The sequence below is a fragment of the Rhizobium leucaenae USDA 9039 genome (assembly GCF_000426285.1).
GTDB lineage: Bacteria > Pseudomonadota > Alphaproteobacteria > Rhizobiales > Rhizobiaceae > Rhizobium > Rhizobium leucaenae.
Genome location: NZ_AUFB01000014.1, coordinates 18854 through 32615, shown reverse-complemented (window position 1 = coordinate 32615; position 13762 = coordinate 18854). Strand labels below are relative to the sequence as shown.

The following is a 13762-nucleotide window of genomic DNA, read 5'->3' as shown; positions in this document are numbered from 1 at the left end:
GATCTGCAACGTGACGATTGAGATGCTCGGCACGTTGAAGCTCCGTCCAGTCATTTGCACGCACAGAGATCGCTCCCCTCCTCTGATCATAAGCGTCTTTATCCGCTTGAGGTGAAATCACCCGAAGCGGGACGCTCTGAAAGAGAGGCGGCAACCTATAACCCGCTGGTCAATACCCGCTGACACATAGGAGACAGCCGCTGCATATTGTTCCGCAGGCAGGCAATGCCCCTGCCTCCGCCAAGCGGCACGGAGCGGCAAAAAGCGCGGAAGTCCGGCCCGCACGTCCGACGCAGGACGATCAATTCTTCGCGCGGCGTGAACGATGGCATCGCCGCATGCGCACTGGGCATTGCCGCCGCGCCACCTCCTGCCGGCGTCTGTGCAGCGCCAGCAGGCGCCGAAGCGCTACCTCCCAGAGCCGCAACCGCTTGCTGACAGGATGGGGAAAGACTTGCACTATGCTGCTGTAGGCAGGCAAGCGCCTGGGAGCCGCCCGGCGTCACACCCGAACATTGGGCCATGAAATCAGACCGGCAGGCCGATTTCACCGCATTGCGCTGCGCCTGCGTCGGCTGGGCCGCTGGCTTTCCAGCAGCGGCAGTGCTGGATTGTGCCGGCGCCGTTGCAGGCGTTTCGGCGGGCGCGGCGGCGCTGGACTTCTTTTTCGTTCCGTCCAAAGCCGATACCGCGCTGCGGCAGGCGGGAGAAAGTGTCGCGCTATGCTGCTGCAGGCAGGTCAGCGCCTCCATGCCGCCCGGGGTCACGCCGGAACATTGTGCGATGAAATCGGAACGGCAGGCCGATCGGATGGCGTTGCGTTGCGCATCGGTCGGCTGTTGCGCATGAACGGCGCCGGCAGACAGGCAGAACGTCAAAGCGCAAAGCATCATGTATGCCGATGAAAAAGGATGCCGCCCACGCAGAACGGCCGTCAGGAAGGATGCAGATTTCCCCATTGTTTTTCCCCCAAAAGAAAAAACTTTCGCGCTTGTCGCAGAAACCTGTCAGCCGAAGTAATGAAATCGAAAATTGGATGAAATGGAAGCTCTGTGCGGCCGATATGCAGAGGCATCGCGACTACTCCTAGGTTACCATACCAGAGATATTCGCGAAGAGGTAGTCTGGAAGGCCATAATCATTTGGCGGTAGGCTCGCCACTAATTGAATGCGCGTTCCGAAATCTACGACAGTTCTCCATGCCTGCGCCTGCTTCGATAAACTTGATAGGCAGTTTGTGGCGTGGCTATAGGGGCCTGGGTGAAGAACCTTGCAACACTTGAGAAACCCGGCTGATCCGACAGATTTTCCGGCACGCATCTCCGACGGTCGAATGGACGACGCTTCCCTATGGCTGCGACGCTTCGATACAAGAAGAGGGCGCAGGCCATCATCATCAAAAGGAACAGAGCATTTCAGTGGCGAAGCGTCTTCGGCATTCTTGGGAACAGTTGATTACCTCCACCAGTCCTCCCGCCTTCGCCATGTCAAATCGCTTTTGCGGCTTTTGCCCGCCGCCTTCCTGTCGCCCTTCAGGTGATCCATGTAGCCGCCAAGGACACTGTTGATGAAAACATGCGATTTTGCCCGGTTCGAACCCAGCAGCTTGAAACTTGCTTCCTTGTCCTGCTCCATTTGTTGAGCGATCTTCCAGAAGACAAAGCTGTCATGGCTTTCTTTCATCGCCAGGAAATATCCCGACGTATAGATGCGCTCGAAGCGATCCGCGAAGGTCAATATTTCCCGATGATGCAGATTGTAGCCCACCCATCCGCATTCGGGGTACATTCGACGATTTAAGTAAGCGGCAAGCTGGTCCCCTCTCGGGGCAATTCTGTCGACCAGGCTTCGCGGAACGTCCCTATGAGTAAGCGTATCGGCGTCGAGCCATATCAACTGGTCAGCCGTCGTGCGGTATCGCCGGATCGCATCTGTGACAGCGAAGACCTTGTTGGAAAAGCGAACGGCATCCCACCGGCAATCCCGTTGCAGACTGGAACTGGACAAACAAATTCCGTTGGCTAGCGGATTGTCGGCGAACGTTTGACGAAATTCGAGCAAGCGCGGGAGAGCTTCACCGTGATCCAGGATCTGAAGCCTGCGATCTTTCTCCTCGACATGAACATCCTCTGCATAGCTCAGGAGCGTAATGTCCTCGGGCCAGTGCTTGAGAAAGGTCTCAATGCATCTTTTCCCATAGTCGCGGTAACCCTTTTCATGAAAGGTCGTCACGACAACATGCCTTAGCTGTTCTCGCCGCCACAAATTTGCGAAAAACATCGGCAATCAGGCTCCGTAACGAATGTTTCTATCAGAAATGACGAAAGCGATTTGAGCGGTGCTCGCTCTGAGCAGAGCCTCGATGTTTAGATGATTGCCGAGAGCCGAGGATGTCTGAATGTTTCCTCGCAATGGCATTTGTGAGAAATCTTGTTTTTAGATCTGGCGATGCGCGCCGGTGCCGACCGGTTCGGCTCGAAGCTCTTGCGCCCGGAGCGATGCCGGTCGTACACAGGGAAACCCAAAAAGCCCGCGAGAGGCGGGCTGTGGTCCAAGAAGGGGAAAGCTAGGCGGACCAGGATTTGCGCGTGCGGCGTTATGTTATGGTGGGCAGGACGCTGAGCTACGATTGCGAGCGAAGCTGGCAGTCTTCGGGCCAGCGATAAGATCTCGGGGATGATGTGATGAGGGATACCGGAAAGCCGACGGATGTGGGACTTGATAGAGATTTGGTTGCGGGGGCTCGCAACTCCCGATTCCTGCGATTGGTCGAACGTGCGATACCGAAACTGGCAGCATAACAGTTATTGGTGTTGCTCTTGACGAGGTACGAACTATCGCCTGTCCTGGCCGATCTCTCCGGATCGACGCCAACATGTCCACGATCTGAAACGGTTTCGCTGCAGATGCCTGTGGCAATGCTCCTGCTCTCTTCGGCGCAGCGCGAGAGCCTATGCATCTCCCGGCCGGACGCGGCGACGGCGAGGAACTGATCCTAAGGGTCCAAAGGGGCAATGGCAGTGAGAGCCGCCAAGACAGCTCCAGCCGACCCCGCTCATCGTCCGATCCCCAGAGTGATCGAGGGCGGGAGATCGTGCGACCAGCCGAGGACTCCGAAGTTGGGCTAAATCGGTGGCTTCCCGATCGATCGGCGATGAGGTTACCCGCTCGCCAAGTTCATCCATCGATATGCCTATATAGATGTCCACCTGCTGGCATCGGTCCTCCTTGATAGCGTGCAGCCTTATGGACCAGAGATGGCTTCGGGCAGCGGCCGAAAGAGCGGGCGTTTCAATGTACATACCGGCAAATCTGCCGAGCTAGTTCCGTCCAAAGAACGCTAATTTATTGATATTATTATGTAAATATCAATTTTTCGCAGGCACGGCCGGGCGACCTCATAGGACTAAACTTCAGCTTTGATTGATCATCCCGCGTGCCGCTCCAACGCCCCAATAAGGCAAATTAATCTCCCCTACGGCGAATAGTGCGGGAAAGCACTTGTAAAATCAAAAATTGAGCCTAGATTATTGTTATCGACCATTGCTTGTGACGTCGTTCCAGGGCTTAAGAGCATTCGTGGGATTTCCTCTCAAAACATCGATCTTATCCCCAAAAGTATCGCGGGAACAACAACGATTGCTTCGAAAGGAAATCGTTATGAACACTGGCACCGTAAAGTGGTTCAACGCCGCCAAAGGCTTCGGCTTCATTCAACCCGACAGCGGCAGCACGGATGTCTTCGTGCATATCTCCGCGGTAGAGCGCGCCGGTCTTCGGTCACTCGCTGATGGTCAGAAGATCACCTATGACATCGTACAGGACCGCAAGTCAGGCAAGAGTTCCGCCGATAACATTCAGACGGCTTGATTTTCTCACTCGCTTCAGCTGACCACGGATGTACTGGCAGCAGAGCTGAGTGATTGTGAGAGGTCGGGTTAGCGCCCGGCCTTTTGTTTTTCATAGTCATGTGAGACCCATGCACGAAATCCAGTATCGCCCCGGCGATTCGATCGTCCTGAAGCATCGCTCCCTAGGAAGCATTGAGCCGAGGGGCTCTGGACAGATTGTCGCCGTGTTGCCGGAAACGCGGGGCGCGGTGCGTTACAGGGTGCGTTTGAACAACGAGAATTTCGACCGGAATATCGGCCAGGACGATATCGACGCCGAGGCATCGATCATCCACAGGCCGGACTCCAACACCGCATCTGCACGCGATAAGGGCGGCTCGAGCTGGATCGACCTGTCTATCATCAAAGCGAAAAAATAGCGACGATCGTCATATAAGGAGAGATTTTGCAGGTCATAGTCTGGGAAAACAATATCGAACAGGCCCTTCGCATTCTGAAGAAGAAATTGCAGCGCGAAGGTGTCTTCCGCGAGATGCGAGCGCGACGCTCCTATGAGAAGCCATCGGAAAAACGCGTCCGCGAGGAAGCACAAGCCATCCGACGTCATCGCAAGTTGGCCAGAAAGAAATTGCAGCGCGAAGGGCTGCTTCCTGCTCCCAAAAAGGTTGCTCGCGCACGCTGAACGTTTCCTCGCACCATCCGAAAAGGAGGTCGTCATGACGATCACGAAGGAGGAATTCTTCAAGCCTGGAAAAATGTCCTCCCAGAACAAGGCTTCAGCCACGGATCACGCCGCAAGGTAGATCGTTGCGAGCGAAGCAGCCCAGCGTGCTCGCAAGACGGAACGGCTTGGCCAAGCGCGCGAGGCGTCAGAAGCTGGAAAATATCCCGCCAACTTCTATGCGCCGGACAAAGCTTTCTAGGTCCCGCAGGCGTGAAACTGCTTGACGGACCGCCGATGCAGGCGCCGACTTTTTTGATGTGCAGTCGTTTCAAGGGCGCCGCTGCTCAAGGTTGATGGCCCTTTCCCAAAGAAAGGAGGACGTGATGTCTTCCGATTTCTATCCCGCATGCGTCTCACGCAATCTGGTCCGGGCCGGAACGTTCGGCTACCACGAGAACGCGAAGTTCCTCTCTCGTCCCGACGACGCCATTCAACTTGACGCCGGCATGACTCGTCTTCGGCGAATTTCCTGGCTTTCACCGATTTCGCGTGGAAGAGGGAGGCGCGCATTCGGATGGCTCCGTGGCGTTGACCTGACGCGGTGTCCGCGAAACGTTCCATTACTTAGTGTGGGCATTCATTTCCACTCGCATAATCCGTGAGGAGCGCCCATGGCTCTAACCCAGACTACACTCCAATAAGATACTCCGAGGAGGAACCTATGGCCAAAGGCCAGATACGCGGCAACCGTGAGGCCCGCAAACCGAAGAAAGACAAGACCATCGCGCCCTCTCCTTCCCCGGCCGGATCGCAAGTGAAGCTGGTAGGCGGCAACGCGACGGGTTTCGGCAAGAAGAAGTAGCATCGAATTTCAACATACCGGTCCGCGGCAACACGGGCCAACCCTTTAGCCATGATAGGATACAAAATGAATATCGAGATCACCCGAAGAGCGGCGGACCATCTTTTCCGCCCTCTGAACACCGAAACCGGCCCCAAAGCCGAAAAACTCCTGGACCTGCGCAAGCGATTGCGGTTGCGCAAGCGCGAACTGCGATCTTCGGAGAGACGAGCCCGCCAGGAAAAACGAGCCGGCAATCCATCTTGAGCTTTCACTGCAAGAGATCGTCTCCAAACCTCAGCCAAGTTCAGCATGATCAGGGACAATCGCGTGACCGAATTCAACTACATGTCCGAAGCCGGGCTTTACGCGGGCAAGAAGCTCAAGGGAAGCAGCCGTCCGCGCTATAAACGGTTCGAGACTGCCGCCGAAGCGGTTCGCTTTGCCATTGAAGATTTGCCCGGTTCGCAATTGCGCGGCTCCATACTCGAAATTGATGAGGCCCGCTTCAACGAGCGCCAAATCCGCATGCTCTACGACGCACCCGGATTCCCGCTCTTGCGCCGAACGCGGTGATCGCAAAGTTACCTAAGTCCATAGCGGGCAACATCAAGCATCCGCCTCAGTGTCACTTGGACCATAGCCCAATCCACCAGCTTGGGAAGGGTCGTATCGTTCCTGAGCGCCGGTGCCTTGCTAAACGTCGTCTCTTCATCCCGCTGGACGTCTAGGATTGCCACATCAGGCTTCACATCTTCAATCGTTCCACGGCATCCATACAATCCGCGCGGTCGACAACTTCCGAACGCTAACTAAATTTTCGGTTGTAAAGTAGCCGAAATCAGCAGCCATTTTGCTCTTGTCGGTGACCATCACGCGTGGCGCGCTGCCTTGTCCTCTCAAAAGCTTTCGCATCACACGTTTTGCTGCTCTGGCACTGCGGCGGTTTTGCCCGGAATATCGAGAGGGAAGCCGTCCTGATCGACGCCATAGTCAATGACTCATTCCGGCAATGGTGACGACGATCTCGTCGATGTAGCCATTTGTCGCCGACCCTGCCGACTGATCCCTGCAGATGTTTGCGAGGTCGATTGCAGAGTATGCACCGCTGCCATCTGCCTCCCTTTCGGGAGCGTCACAGCAGGCATCACACGTCAAGGCTAGTCGAAGGGGCATCCACCGCATCAGTTCAAATCGCCACTACCACCTAATGGCAGACTATTCGACTATCGTGTGGTATCTTGTAATTGATCGATGAATGCACAGGCCGTTTCGGCCGCTGCCATCCTTCAAGAAGATGCGATGGCTAACCATACCAGACGATATGACGTTCGCCAGGAAATGAATTTTTCCTGGACTGTTTTCGACGTATTTACTGGCCTGCCGGCAAGGCCATCGACTTGGAAGCTTGAGAGCTTACCCGAAAAGGAAGCGCGGGTTTTCTGCGCCATTCTTAACGAAAAAGACGCCGCTCTCCGCAACATCAGGGATCGGAAGTGAAGCGGGCAACCCCAGGGGACCTTCCCCTGGCTTATCACTTTTATCCAGCAAGCGGCGCCTGCCTTGGCAGCTGACCACAAAGGAGACCTGACCCGAAACTGCCAAATTGGCGCAGCCTGATCAAGATCGGATAGGAAGTCCAACAGATCCGCGCGCACTCGATCTATACCTTGCATCTGAAATATTACTTGTTACCCCTTACGACAAAGCCTCCGTGCGTGCCACAGGTCGCCTTATCGTTCGCGAAGCTCTCGAAAATAAAGACGGGTGAGCCGCAGGCCGGAGTAGCGCAAAACCTCGCGAGTGCGTCCATAACCTTTCGCCGTCCCACCAAGAAGGCGGCGGTTGTCGTCGGCTACACAAAGGTATTCCTCTGAACAATCGACGCCACGCGTGACATACGGGGCAAGTTAATGCGGGGACATGAAAAGGAAACACGCTAGATACTATTGTTTTACGATTTAAAACTTTTCTAAAAAATGTGCTATACTATTCTTCATAAGAAAAATAATTGTAACGGTGACCAAAAATGAAAAACATTCTTCTTTCCGGCGGTGGATGCCGGTTGACACGATGGCTGATAGAGACATCGATTTTGATGGCCGCAATGATAGCCGTTATGGCCATGACCAAGGTTCGCAGACGGTTCATATGTCCAATCCACGAGAGGACTGAAAAGGTCTTCCGGAAGATTACTACTGGTGACGTGAGTGCTAGGCTTGAAAAGGCCGCCCTTCTTAAAGCGCTTCGCATCGAGCGAGATCGTCCAATGCGGTCGCAAACGGCCCGGTGAGGCGCCCAGAAGGACTGTTGAGAATAGCGAATTTATAGTTATCGATTACAACCGAGGTGGTTTGCCACTGGCAACGATTTCGATAGACAAACTTTGGGCACCGTAAAATTATCCGATTTGGATCGAGGATGACGTGATGTCGGCGATTGGATGGCGTGGTGACGCGCGATCTTGCTCCACATCCGCATCAGAAGCCCTCGCTCGGGACCGGCATACGGCCCCCGATCCAGGTCTTACAAATGGGGGAGCGGAGTGTGTAACGGAAAATGCCCGCCTCATCGCAGAGCGCAATCGCGCGGTGCAGGCCGCGCAGAAGGCAGGTGGAATTGTCGCAACGTCGTCCGGAATCGCTCCCCCAAGGCGGAAGGCCCTCTGATCCAGTCGAACTCTCGCTATTGGTCCAGGGTGGCCGTCACTATTGCAATTTCGTGACCCGGGTTATTTGCTTCCTGTCAATAATGAGCCTACTCTCACTATCAGTCGGAGAAGAGGATGCATCGCCTCGTTTTTATGGTATAGCCCTACGACACAGTCTTCGACCGGCATAATTTTTTGCCAACCGGCTTTCCTCAGACGCTGGTTCCCGCCTCCAACAATGAAAGCGAGGCAACCCAATGGACGTCTTCATCGCAAAAGAAAACATAAAAAATTTCAAATCTTTGTTGCCGACAGAGAATGACACCTCCCAAAGGCACCTTCTCATGGAGTTGCGCGGCCTTGAGAAGGAAAAGCTGGCTGCAGCAATTGCGGCACAAGCGAAATTGATAGCTGCTGCGGAAGGTCTGACCAACACTCCGAGTAGAGATGCCGTCTAGAACCACATCCAAGCCCCGTGAAGAGAAAATGCGATGTGGCACCTGCTCCTCGCAAATGCTCGCGAAAAGTTGCAGGATTGGCGTCAACAGCATAACGAGGATCGTCCTCGGTCGGCGACCGGGTACAACGTACCGATCACACCGCATAATCCCGGAGGCGCATTCGGGCCTGCCATCGTGGTCAGCCGACAAGGAACTGGTCATGAGTAGTGGTTGCCAGCATGGGAGAGTGACAGTGGCAAATGTCGAATTGATCAAAGTTGAGGAGCGGCCTGATGGCCAGCTTCTATTTAATGTTCGCGTGACCGCAACCGCAGGTAAGATGGAATTGCCGATCGCAATCAAGGACCAAGGATCTGTCGCTTCTAATGAAACGACGGTTCTTCAGTCCGCACTTAGTTTTGCAAAAGAACTGGAGGGTTCTGTCCGGCTTCGTCTTGGAGTGGAGTAACAGGGTCTTTAGCTGCGAGCCACCGCATGCCAGGCAAATCTGTCGAAAGGCTGCGGTCAGTGACGCGTCACGCTGATGTGGGGATTACTAAGTTCGAATTCCCCCAGAAGCCGAATTGCTTCATGTACGACAGTGATGGCCCGTTCTCCCTCGTCAGCTGCGATAGCTTCGCACTCGGTAAGAAGCCTGTCGGACAATTGCTCCATCGCATCCCAGGAGCCATCATTCGACCTCCGGGCAATCATCGCCGACAAATGTAGTGTTTTGCTTAAGACCAGGAGAACATTTGTTTTCTCGGCCTGCGACATCTCGTCAATTCGCTTTTGATTAGCCATAGCTCTCCCCTAAGGAAGGCGCTATCCGAAGGACGACCGAGAAGGTGGGCGACAACCATGCGCCGAATAATGCCTGCTTATAACTTAGGGCATATGAGGTCATTTCCAAGTAGCTGCACCTCTCTTAAGAGAGGAAGGACACTATAGGGGAGGCCGAAAACGACAATAGATTGTCAGCATCAACAGCCTGCGAGGCGATAACGGCCATTACTTCATCAAGTCAACGTTAAATGTGAGCGCTATCTGAATGAGAGGACGACGATGGAGTCCGCCCCGAATGCGATTGGGAGATTCATCTATTGTTTTTGTCGCACCAAGAAGCAAATGACTGGCGTTCTCAGAGGATGCCCCGGAGCGCTACGTAGATGATAAGCGTCACAGATTGCCGGGTGGAGTTGCTGAGAAATCCACATGGCGGAACCGACGAACAGCCGTAACCGCAGTTCCGCTCCCACATTGTCCTCGCCGCCCTGATCTGTGATCGGCTTTCCATGGACGAACGAAGGGAGTTTCTCCATGGAGAGCACATCGGAGGTTCTCATGACCAGGAAGCCTGGACGTGAGGTTCACCGGCATTGGCCTGATGAGGTCAAGGCGCAGATCGTTTCGGAGAGCTTGAGACCCGGCGCGATGGTCAATGAAGTGGCAGAGCGGCATGGCTTGAAGCCGAACCACCTGTCCACCTGGCGAACAATGGAGCGGCAGGGCAAGCTAGTTCTGCCTGCACCCGAGGACGCGGTGGAGTTCGCAGCGGTTATAGTTGATCCACCCGTTTCGGAACCGCCGATCAAGAAAGCCAGCCGTCCCGAGATTATCATCGGTTCGGTCACGATCCGCCTGGAAGAAGGCGCTTCTGCCGTCCGCATCGCCGCGGTCGCGCGTGCCTGTGCGGTTCCGGCATGATCTTTCCATCGAATCGGGTTCGGATCATGGTGGCCACCAAGCCGGTCGATTTCCGCAAGGGCCATGATGGATTGGCGGCGCTGGTCAAGAACGAGCTGCGCAAAGACCCGTTCACAGGGACAGTCTTCGTATTCCGGTCGCGGAAAGCAGATCGGTTGAAGTTGATCTATGGGGACGGAAGCGGTTTGGTGATGGCCTACAAGCGGCTAGAGGAACACACCTTCACCTGGCCGGGCGTCCGGGACGGCTTGATGACCTTGGGCTATGCCCAGTTCGAGGCGCTGTTTGCAGGCCTCGATTGGCGTCGGGTTCGTGCCGTGGAGGCGAGAACGCCCGAGGCCATCGAATAGATGCGGCACGATGACTCAGACGGCAAATTCCTCCAGCGAGGCGTGGCTGGGTTTGATAGACTTCGAGCATGTTGGACGCCGCTGATCTTCCCAACGATATTGCTGCTCTGAAGGCGATGCTGATCGCGGCGCAAGCCCGTGAAGTTCGTAGGGACGAGCGGATCGAACGGTTGGAGAAGTTGGTCGCCGCTTTTAAGCAAGCCGCCTTCGGCCGCAAATCCGAGAAGGTCGATCCTGAGCAATTCGATCTTGCACTGGAGGACCTGGAAACGGCTATCGCCGCTGTCCATGCCGAAGACGAGGCCGATAGCCCTTCTGGTAAACCACACCCCAAACTCCGCGCCGCCAATCGCGGCTCTCTTCCCGCTCACCTTCCGCGTATCGAAGAGATCATCGAGCCGGAAAGCCTGATCTGCGCTTGCGGCGGAGGCCTTCATTGCATCGGCGAGGACGTGTCCGAGCGGCTGGATGTCGTCCCGGCGCAATTCCGCGTCATCGTTACCCGTCGTCCCAAGTACGCCTGCCGTTCTTGCACCGACGGAGTGACTCAGGCTCCAGCGCCTGCACGATTGATCCAGGCCGGGTTGCCGACAGAGGCGACCATCGCGCATGTGCTGGTGTCGAAGTACGCCGACCACTTACCGCTGTACCGGCAAGCCCAGATCATGAGCCGCCAGGGTGTCGATCTCGACCGTTCGACGCTCGCCGATTGGGTCGGCCGGGCGGCATTCGAACTGCGCCCGGTCTTCGATGCTCTGATCGCCGATTTGAAGCGGTCGACGAAGCTGTTCATGGACGAGACCCGTGCGCCGGTCCTCGATCCCGGTTCCCGCAAAACCAAGACTGGATACATCTGGGCGCTGGCCCGTGACGACCGACCGTGGGGCGGAGCTGCGCCGCCAGGCGTCGCCTTCACCTACGCTCCAGGTCGCGGCGGGCACCATGCCGAGCGGATATTGCAAGGATTTACGGGCGTCCTTCATGTCGACGGCTATGCGGGATATAATCGACTGATCGCACCGAATCGTGTCGGCCCCGACATCAAACTCGCCTATTGTTGGGCGCACGCACGGTGCAAGCTGGTCGAGATCACCCGCACAGGCGCAGCACCGATTGCCGAGGACGGCGTGAAGCGGATCTGCGAACTCTATCGCGTCGAAGCGGAACTGCGCGGTCTCGACGCCGACGCTCGCCTAGCCGGAAGGCAAGCACGGTCAGCGCCTTTGATCGCAGACATGCGGACCTGGCTCACGCACCATCGCGCCCGCGTCGCTGGCAAGTCGCCTCTCGGCGAGGCGCTCGCCTATATCGCCAAACATTGGGATGGCCTCTGCATCTTCCTGACCGACGGTCGCATCGAGATCGACAACAACGCCGTCGAAAGAACCATCCGGCCGCACGCCGGACCTGAGTCATTGTGCACTCCTTCTCTAAGTGTCTGTAAACATTGGAAGCGTCTCCGTGTCAGTGGTGCGACACGGGCGGCCCTTTCGGGCTACCGCGGCTTGGACCGTCGCAGAAGTCAGGTCGCTGGCCCGGATTTGACGGGCGCGCCGGGAACCACCTGCTCGGCAGACAACACGTTCGTCTTGATCAGATGGCGTATCCGATGGTTGGTCACGCCCAAGGCCGTCGCAGCCTCTGTCATGGTCAGCCATTCGCCGTCTTTGTCCGCTGATTTGTACGCATGGATTGCGCGGACGTGCCTTACAGAAGCGACCCGGTGTGCGGTCCAGGTTTTTCCTTGCCCCGTGGGCATACCCATTCGATTGAGCGATGCGGCGATATGTTCATCGGACCAGCGACCAGCCATGCTGCGCATCACCGCCAGAGCATCGTCCGTGGTGGCACAGCCGTGTTCACCGGTCCGAGGTTTGCGAACCTTCAACTCCGAGTGCTTGCCGCCTTTCCAATGAATCGTCAGCACCACGTCACGCACCGCATCGTCGACATCCACGACAATGTCGGCAATCAAGGTACGAAGCAATTGCTGGCGCACGCGCATGGTCACATCAGGCGATTCCCAGGCCGTGTGCAGATTATCAGCGAGGTTTGTAAAGGTCCATGCAGGCAACCCGAAAAGACACCAGGAGCCGTGAGCTTCTTTGGCGATGCTCGGTCGTGGCAGTGCGAGATTATTCCCGATCTATCGCGGCGGTCGCCGGCATTGCGTACAGCGGACGCAGCCGTTGACGACTGAAGCGGTGGCGCTCGCGCGATATGATGAAATTCGACGAGGGGAGTCTACAGTTACGACCAAAAGACTACCTCTCTCGATACTGTAATTTACTTCCGCCGCGTCACTTCGGCTGCTAAATTTCGCGCTATCCGACGGTTCGCGGGCCTTACAGGCAATTCGCCGCCGTCAGCCAGAGGGAATTTCGAATGAAGTTGCTGAGGGAGCCTCTTGTTCACTTTTTCCTCGCGGGCGCTGCGTTGTTCGCCGCCTACGCGTTCGTTGCTCGTACGCCGACGCAGGCGACGGACAGTCAGCATCAGGTGCGGATCGGCGAGGCGGATGTGCGCTGGGCGGCCGAAACCTGGACGCGGCAGTGGCAAAGAAGCCCGTCTCCTGAGGAACTTCGCGGGCTGGTCCGGGACATCCTCAGGGAAGAGGTGCTTGCACGCGAGGCTCACGAGCTTGGGCTCGACAAGGACGACGCCGTGGTTCGGCGTCGCCTCGCGCAAAAAATGACCTTCATGATCGAGGACACCTCCGGATCGGCGGAGCCGAGCGACGAGGAACTGCAGCAATTCTACCGGACTCACGACCAGGAATTCCGACGTGAGGCCCGGGTCTCGTTCACGCAGGTCTTTTTCGACCGCGCACGAGCCGGAGCAGACGCCGAAGCGCGGCGAACCCTGGTCGAGCTCGTCGGCGCGAGCGATGCGACGCTTGTCGCCGACAAGGGCGACCAACTGCTGATCGAACCCGAGGTGCGCGATGCCGACGAGGGTTCCGTCGCGGCGCAGTTCGGCAAAGATTTTGCCCGCGCAGTATTCGCACTGCCGCCGGGCACGTGGAACGGACCCATCGAGTCCGCCTACGGGCTGCATCTGGTTCGCGTCTCGGCGATCACTCCCGCAGAGCAGCAGCCCTTTCCCGAGGTCAGGGATCGAGTGCTCGAAGAATGGCGCGAAGTGCGACGGCAGGAGGCCGACAAGCGATACTTCAATGAGCTCTTCAAGAAATACCAGATCGTGATAGACGACAGCGTCAAGGCGCTTGTCGGCTCGCCAGAGACGGACCTGGAGTAGG

16 protein-coding genes and 3 pseudogenes are annotated in these 13762 nt (G+C 56.6%); 13 read left to right on the top strand and 6 right to left on the bottom strand.

Annotation, left to right across the window (positions count from 1 at the left end):
- Positions 1-155 precede the first annotated feature (155 nt).
- Both K290_RS0120430 and K290_RS0120420 read right to left on the bottom strand, forming a co-directional pair.
- Entirely contained in the window at positions 156-959 is an 804-nt protein-coding gene (locus K290_RS0120430) for a cysteine rich repeat-containing protein (protein ID WP_028753596.1), read from the bottom strand.
- A gap of 496 nt (positions 960-1455) precedes the next feature.
- Positions 1456-2280, bottom strand: coding sequence for a hypothetical protein (locus K290_RS0120420; RefSeq protein WP_028753595.1), 825 nt, complete (start codon positions 2278-2280; stop codon positions 1456-1458).
- A 1380-nt stretch (positions 2281-3660) separates the two neighbouring features.
- Here K290_RS0120420 and K290_RS0120415 point away from each other — a divergent pair.
- The 6 genes from K290_RS0120415 to K290_RS0120385 all read left to right on the top strand — a co-directional run bounded on the left by K290_RS0120415 (position 3661) and on the right by K290_RS0120385 (position 5932).
- Complete coding sequence (locus tag K290_RS0120415; RefSeq protein ID WP_028753594.1) at positions 3661-3870, top strand: cold-shock protein; 210 nt, start codon at positions 3661-3663, stop codon at positions 3868-3870.
- A 109-nt stretch (positions 3871-3979) separates the two neighbouring features.
- Positions 3980-4270 carry a hypothetical protein gene (locus K290_RS0120410; protein WP_028753593.1) on the top strand — a complete coding sequence of 97 codons (291 nt, stop codon included), beginning with the start codon at positions 3980-3982 and terminating at the stop codon, positions 4268-4270.
- Positions 4271-4296: 26 nt separating this feature from the next.
- Entirely contained in the window at positions 4297-4533 is a 237-nt protein-coding gene (rpsU, locus tag K290_RS0120405; protein ID WP_028753592.1) for a 30S ribosomal protein S21, read from the top strand.
- A 703-nt stretch (positions 4534-5236) separates the two neighbouring features.
- Positions 5237-5377: a hypothetical protein gene (locus tag K290_RS38000; RefSeq protein ID WP_172831036.1), complete on the top strand. Its 141-nt coding sequence runs from the start codon at positions 5237-5239 to the stop codon at positions 5375-5377.
- A gap of 66 nt (positions 5378-5443) precedes the next feature.
- Positions 5444-5623 (top strand): hypothetical protein, encoded by a 180-nt coding sequence (locus K290_RS37400; protein WP_065091584.1) that lies wholly within the window; start codon positions 5444-5446, stop codon positions 5621-5623.
- 63 nt (positions 5624-5686) lie between these two features.
- Positions 5687-5932 carry a hypothetical protein gene (locus K290_RS0120385; RefSeq protein ID WP_028753590.1) on the top strand — a complete coding sequence of 82 codons (246 nt, stop codon included), beginning with the start codon at positions 5687-5689 and terminating at the stop codon, positions 5930-5932.
- A 282-nt stretch (positions 5933-6214) separates the two neighbouring features.
- Here K290_RS0120385 and K290_RS38970 read toward each other — a convergent pair.
- Positions 6215-6422, bottom strand: a pseudogene (locus K290_RS38970) (DDE-type integrase/transposase/recombinase); the annotation flags it as partial.
- Between the two features lie 188 nt (positions 6423-6610).
- Here K290_RS38970 and K290_RS0120375 point away from each other — a divergent pair.
- Positions 6611-6856 (top strand): hypothetical protein, encoded by a 246-nt coding sequence (locus K290_RS0120375; RefSeq protein WP_037135865.1) that lies wholly within the window; start codon positions 6611-6613, stop codon positions 6854-6856.
- A 489-nt stretch (positions 6857-7345) separates the two neighbouring features.
- Here the strand turns inward: K290_RS0120375 and K290_RS37395 are convergent, their stop codons facing one another.
- Positions 7346-7507, bottom strand: a complete 162-nt coding sequence (locus K290_RS37395; RefSeq protein ID WP_154668637.1) for a hypothetical protein — start codon at positions 7505-7507, stop codon at positions 7346-7348.
- A 756-nt stretch (positions 7508-8263) separates the two neighbouring features.
- Here K290_RS37395 and K290_RS34625 point away from each other — a divergent pair.
- A complete protein-coding gene (locus tag K290_RS34625) occupies positions 8264-8464 on the top strand; it encodes a hypothetical protein (RefSeq protein WP_037135863.1) in 201 nt (66 codons plus the stop codon).
- A gap of 235 nt (positions 8465-8699) precedes the next feature.
- Positions 8700-8915 carry a hypothetical protein gene (locus K290_RS0120355; protein ID WP_028753588.1) on the top strand — a complete coding sequence of 72 codons (216 nt, stop codon included), beginning with the start codon at positions 8700-8702 and terminating at the stop codon, positions 8913-8915.
- Positions 8916-8971: 56 nt separating this feature from the next.
- On the opposite strand, the gene K290_RS0120350 is transcribed toward K290_RS0120355, so the two are convergent.
- Positions 8972-9250: a hypothetical protein gene (locus K290_RS0120350; RefSeq protein ID WP_028753587.1), complete on the bottom strand. Its 279-nt coding sequence runs from the start codon at positions 9248-9250 to the stop codon at positions 8972-8974.
- 540 nt (positions 9251-9790) lie between these two features.
- Here K290_RS0120350 and tnpA point away from each other — a divergent pair.
- The 3 genes and pseudogenes from tnpA to tnpC all read left to right on the top strand — a co-directional run.
- Complete coding sequence (tnpA, locus tag K290_RS0120345; RefSeq protein WP_245276598.1) at positions 9791-10153, top strand: IS66-like element accessory protein TnpA; 363 nt, start codon at positions 9791-9793, stop codon at positions 10151-10153.
- Positions 10150-10503, top strand: a complete 354-nt coding sequence (gene tnpB / locus K290_RS0120340; RefSeq protein WP_028753585.1) for an IS66 family insertion sequence element accessory protein TnpB — start codon at positions 10150-10152, stop codon at positions 10501-10503. Before tnpA ends, tnpB begins: the two co-directional genes overlap by 4 nt.
- A 68-nt stretch (positions 10504-10571) precedes the next feature.
- Positions 10572-11906: pseudogene (gene tnpC, locus K290_RS34620) on the top strand (IS66 family transposase); the annotation flags it as partial.
- 27 nt (positions 11907-11933) lie between these two features.
- Here tnpC and K290_RS38420 read toward each other — a convergent pair.
- Positions 11934-12565: pseudogene (locus tag K290_RS38420) on the bottom strand (recombinase family protein); the annotation flags it as partial.
- A 323-nt stretch (positions 12566-12888) separates the two neighbouring features.
- Between K290_RS38420 and K290_RS0120330 the strand changes: the two are divergent.
- Positions 12889-13761, top strand: a complete 873-nt coding sequence (locus tag K290_RS0120330; RefSeq protein ID WP_028753584.1) for a peptidyl-prolyl cis-trans isomerase — start codon at positions 12889-12891, stop codon at positions 13759-13761.
- The last annotated feature ends 1 nt before the right edge of the window (position 13762 follow it).

What these genes read in the sequence shown, in the direction of transcription:
- K290_RS0120430 (WP_028753596.1), bottom strand. Translation starts at nt 959, where the DNA reads ATGGGGAAATCTGCATCCTTCCTGACGGCCGTTCTGCGTGGGCGGCAT.
- K290_RS0120420 (WP_028753595.1), bottom strand. Translation starts at nt 2,280, where the DNA reads ATGTTTTTCGCAAATTTGTGGCGGCGAGAACAGCTAAGGCATGTTGTC.
- K290_RS0120415 (WP_028753594.1), top strand. Translation starts at nt 3,661, where the DNA reads ATGAACACTGGCACCGTAAAGTGGTTCAACGCCGCCAAAGGCTTCGGC.
- K290_RS0120410 (WP_028753593.1), top strand. Translation starts at nt 3,980, where the DNA reads ATGCACGAAATCCAGTATCGCCCCGGCGATTCGATCGTCCTGAAGCAT.
- K290_RS38000 (WP_172831036.1), top strand. Translation starts at nt 5,237, where the DNA reads ATGGCCAAAGGCCAGATACGCGGCAACCGTGAGGCCCGCAAACCGAAG.
- K290_RS37400 (WP_065091584.1), top strand. Translation starts at nt 5,444, where the DNA reads ATGAATATCGAGATCACCCGAAGAGCGGCGGACCATCTTTTCCGCCCT.
- K290_RS0120375 (WP_037135865.1), top strand. Translation starts at nt 6,611, where the DNA reads ATGAATGCACAGGCCGTTTCGGCCGCTGCCATCCTTCAAGAAGATGCG.
- K290_RS37395 (WP_154668637.1), bottom strand. Translation starts at nt 7,507, where the DNA reads ATGAACCGTCTGCGAACCTTGGTCATGGCCATAACGGCTATCATTGCG.
- K290_RS34625 (WP_037135863.1), top strand. Translation starts at nt 8,264, where the DNA reads ATGGACGTCTTCATCGCAAAAGAAAACATAAAAAATTTCAAATCTTTG.
- K290_RS0120350 (WP_028753587.1), bottom strand. Translation starts at nt 9,250, where the DNA reads ATGGCTAATCAAAAGCGAATTGACGAGATGTCGCAGGCCGAGAAAACA.
- tnpA (WP_245276598.1), top strand. Translation starts at nt 9,791, where the DNA reads ATGACCAGGAAGCCTGGACGTGAGGTTCACCGGCATTGGCCTGATGAG.
- tnpB (WP_028753585.1), top strand. Translation starts at nt 10,150, where the DNA reads ATGATCTTTCCATCGAATCGGGTTCGGATCATGGTGGCCACCAAGCCG.
- K290_RS0120330 (WP_028753584.1), top strand. Translation starts at nt 12,889, where the DNA reads ATGAAGTTGCTGAGGGAGCCTCTTGTTCACTTTTTCCTCGCGGGCGCT.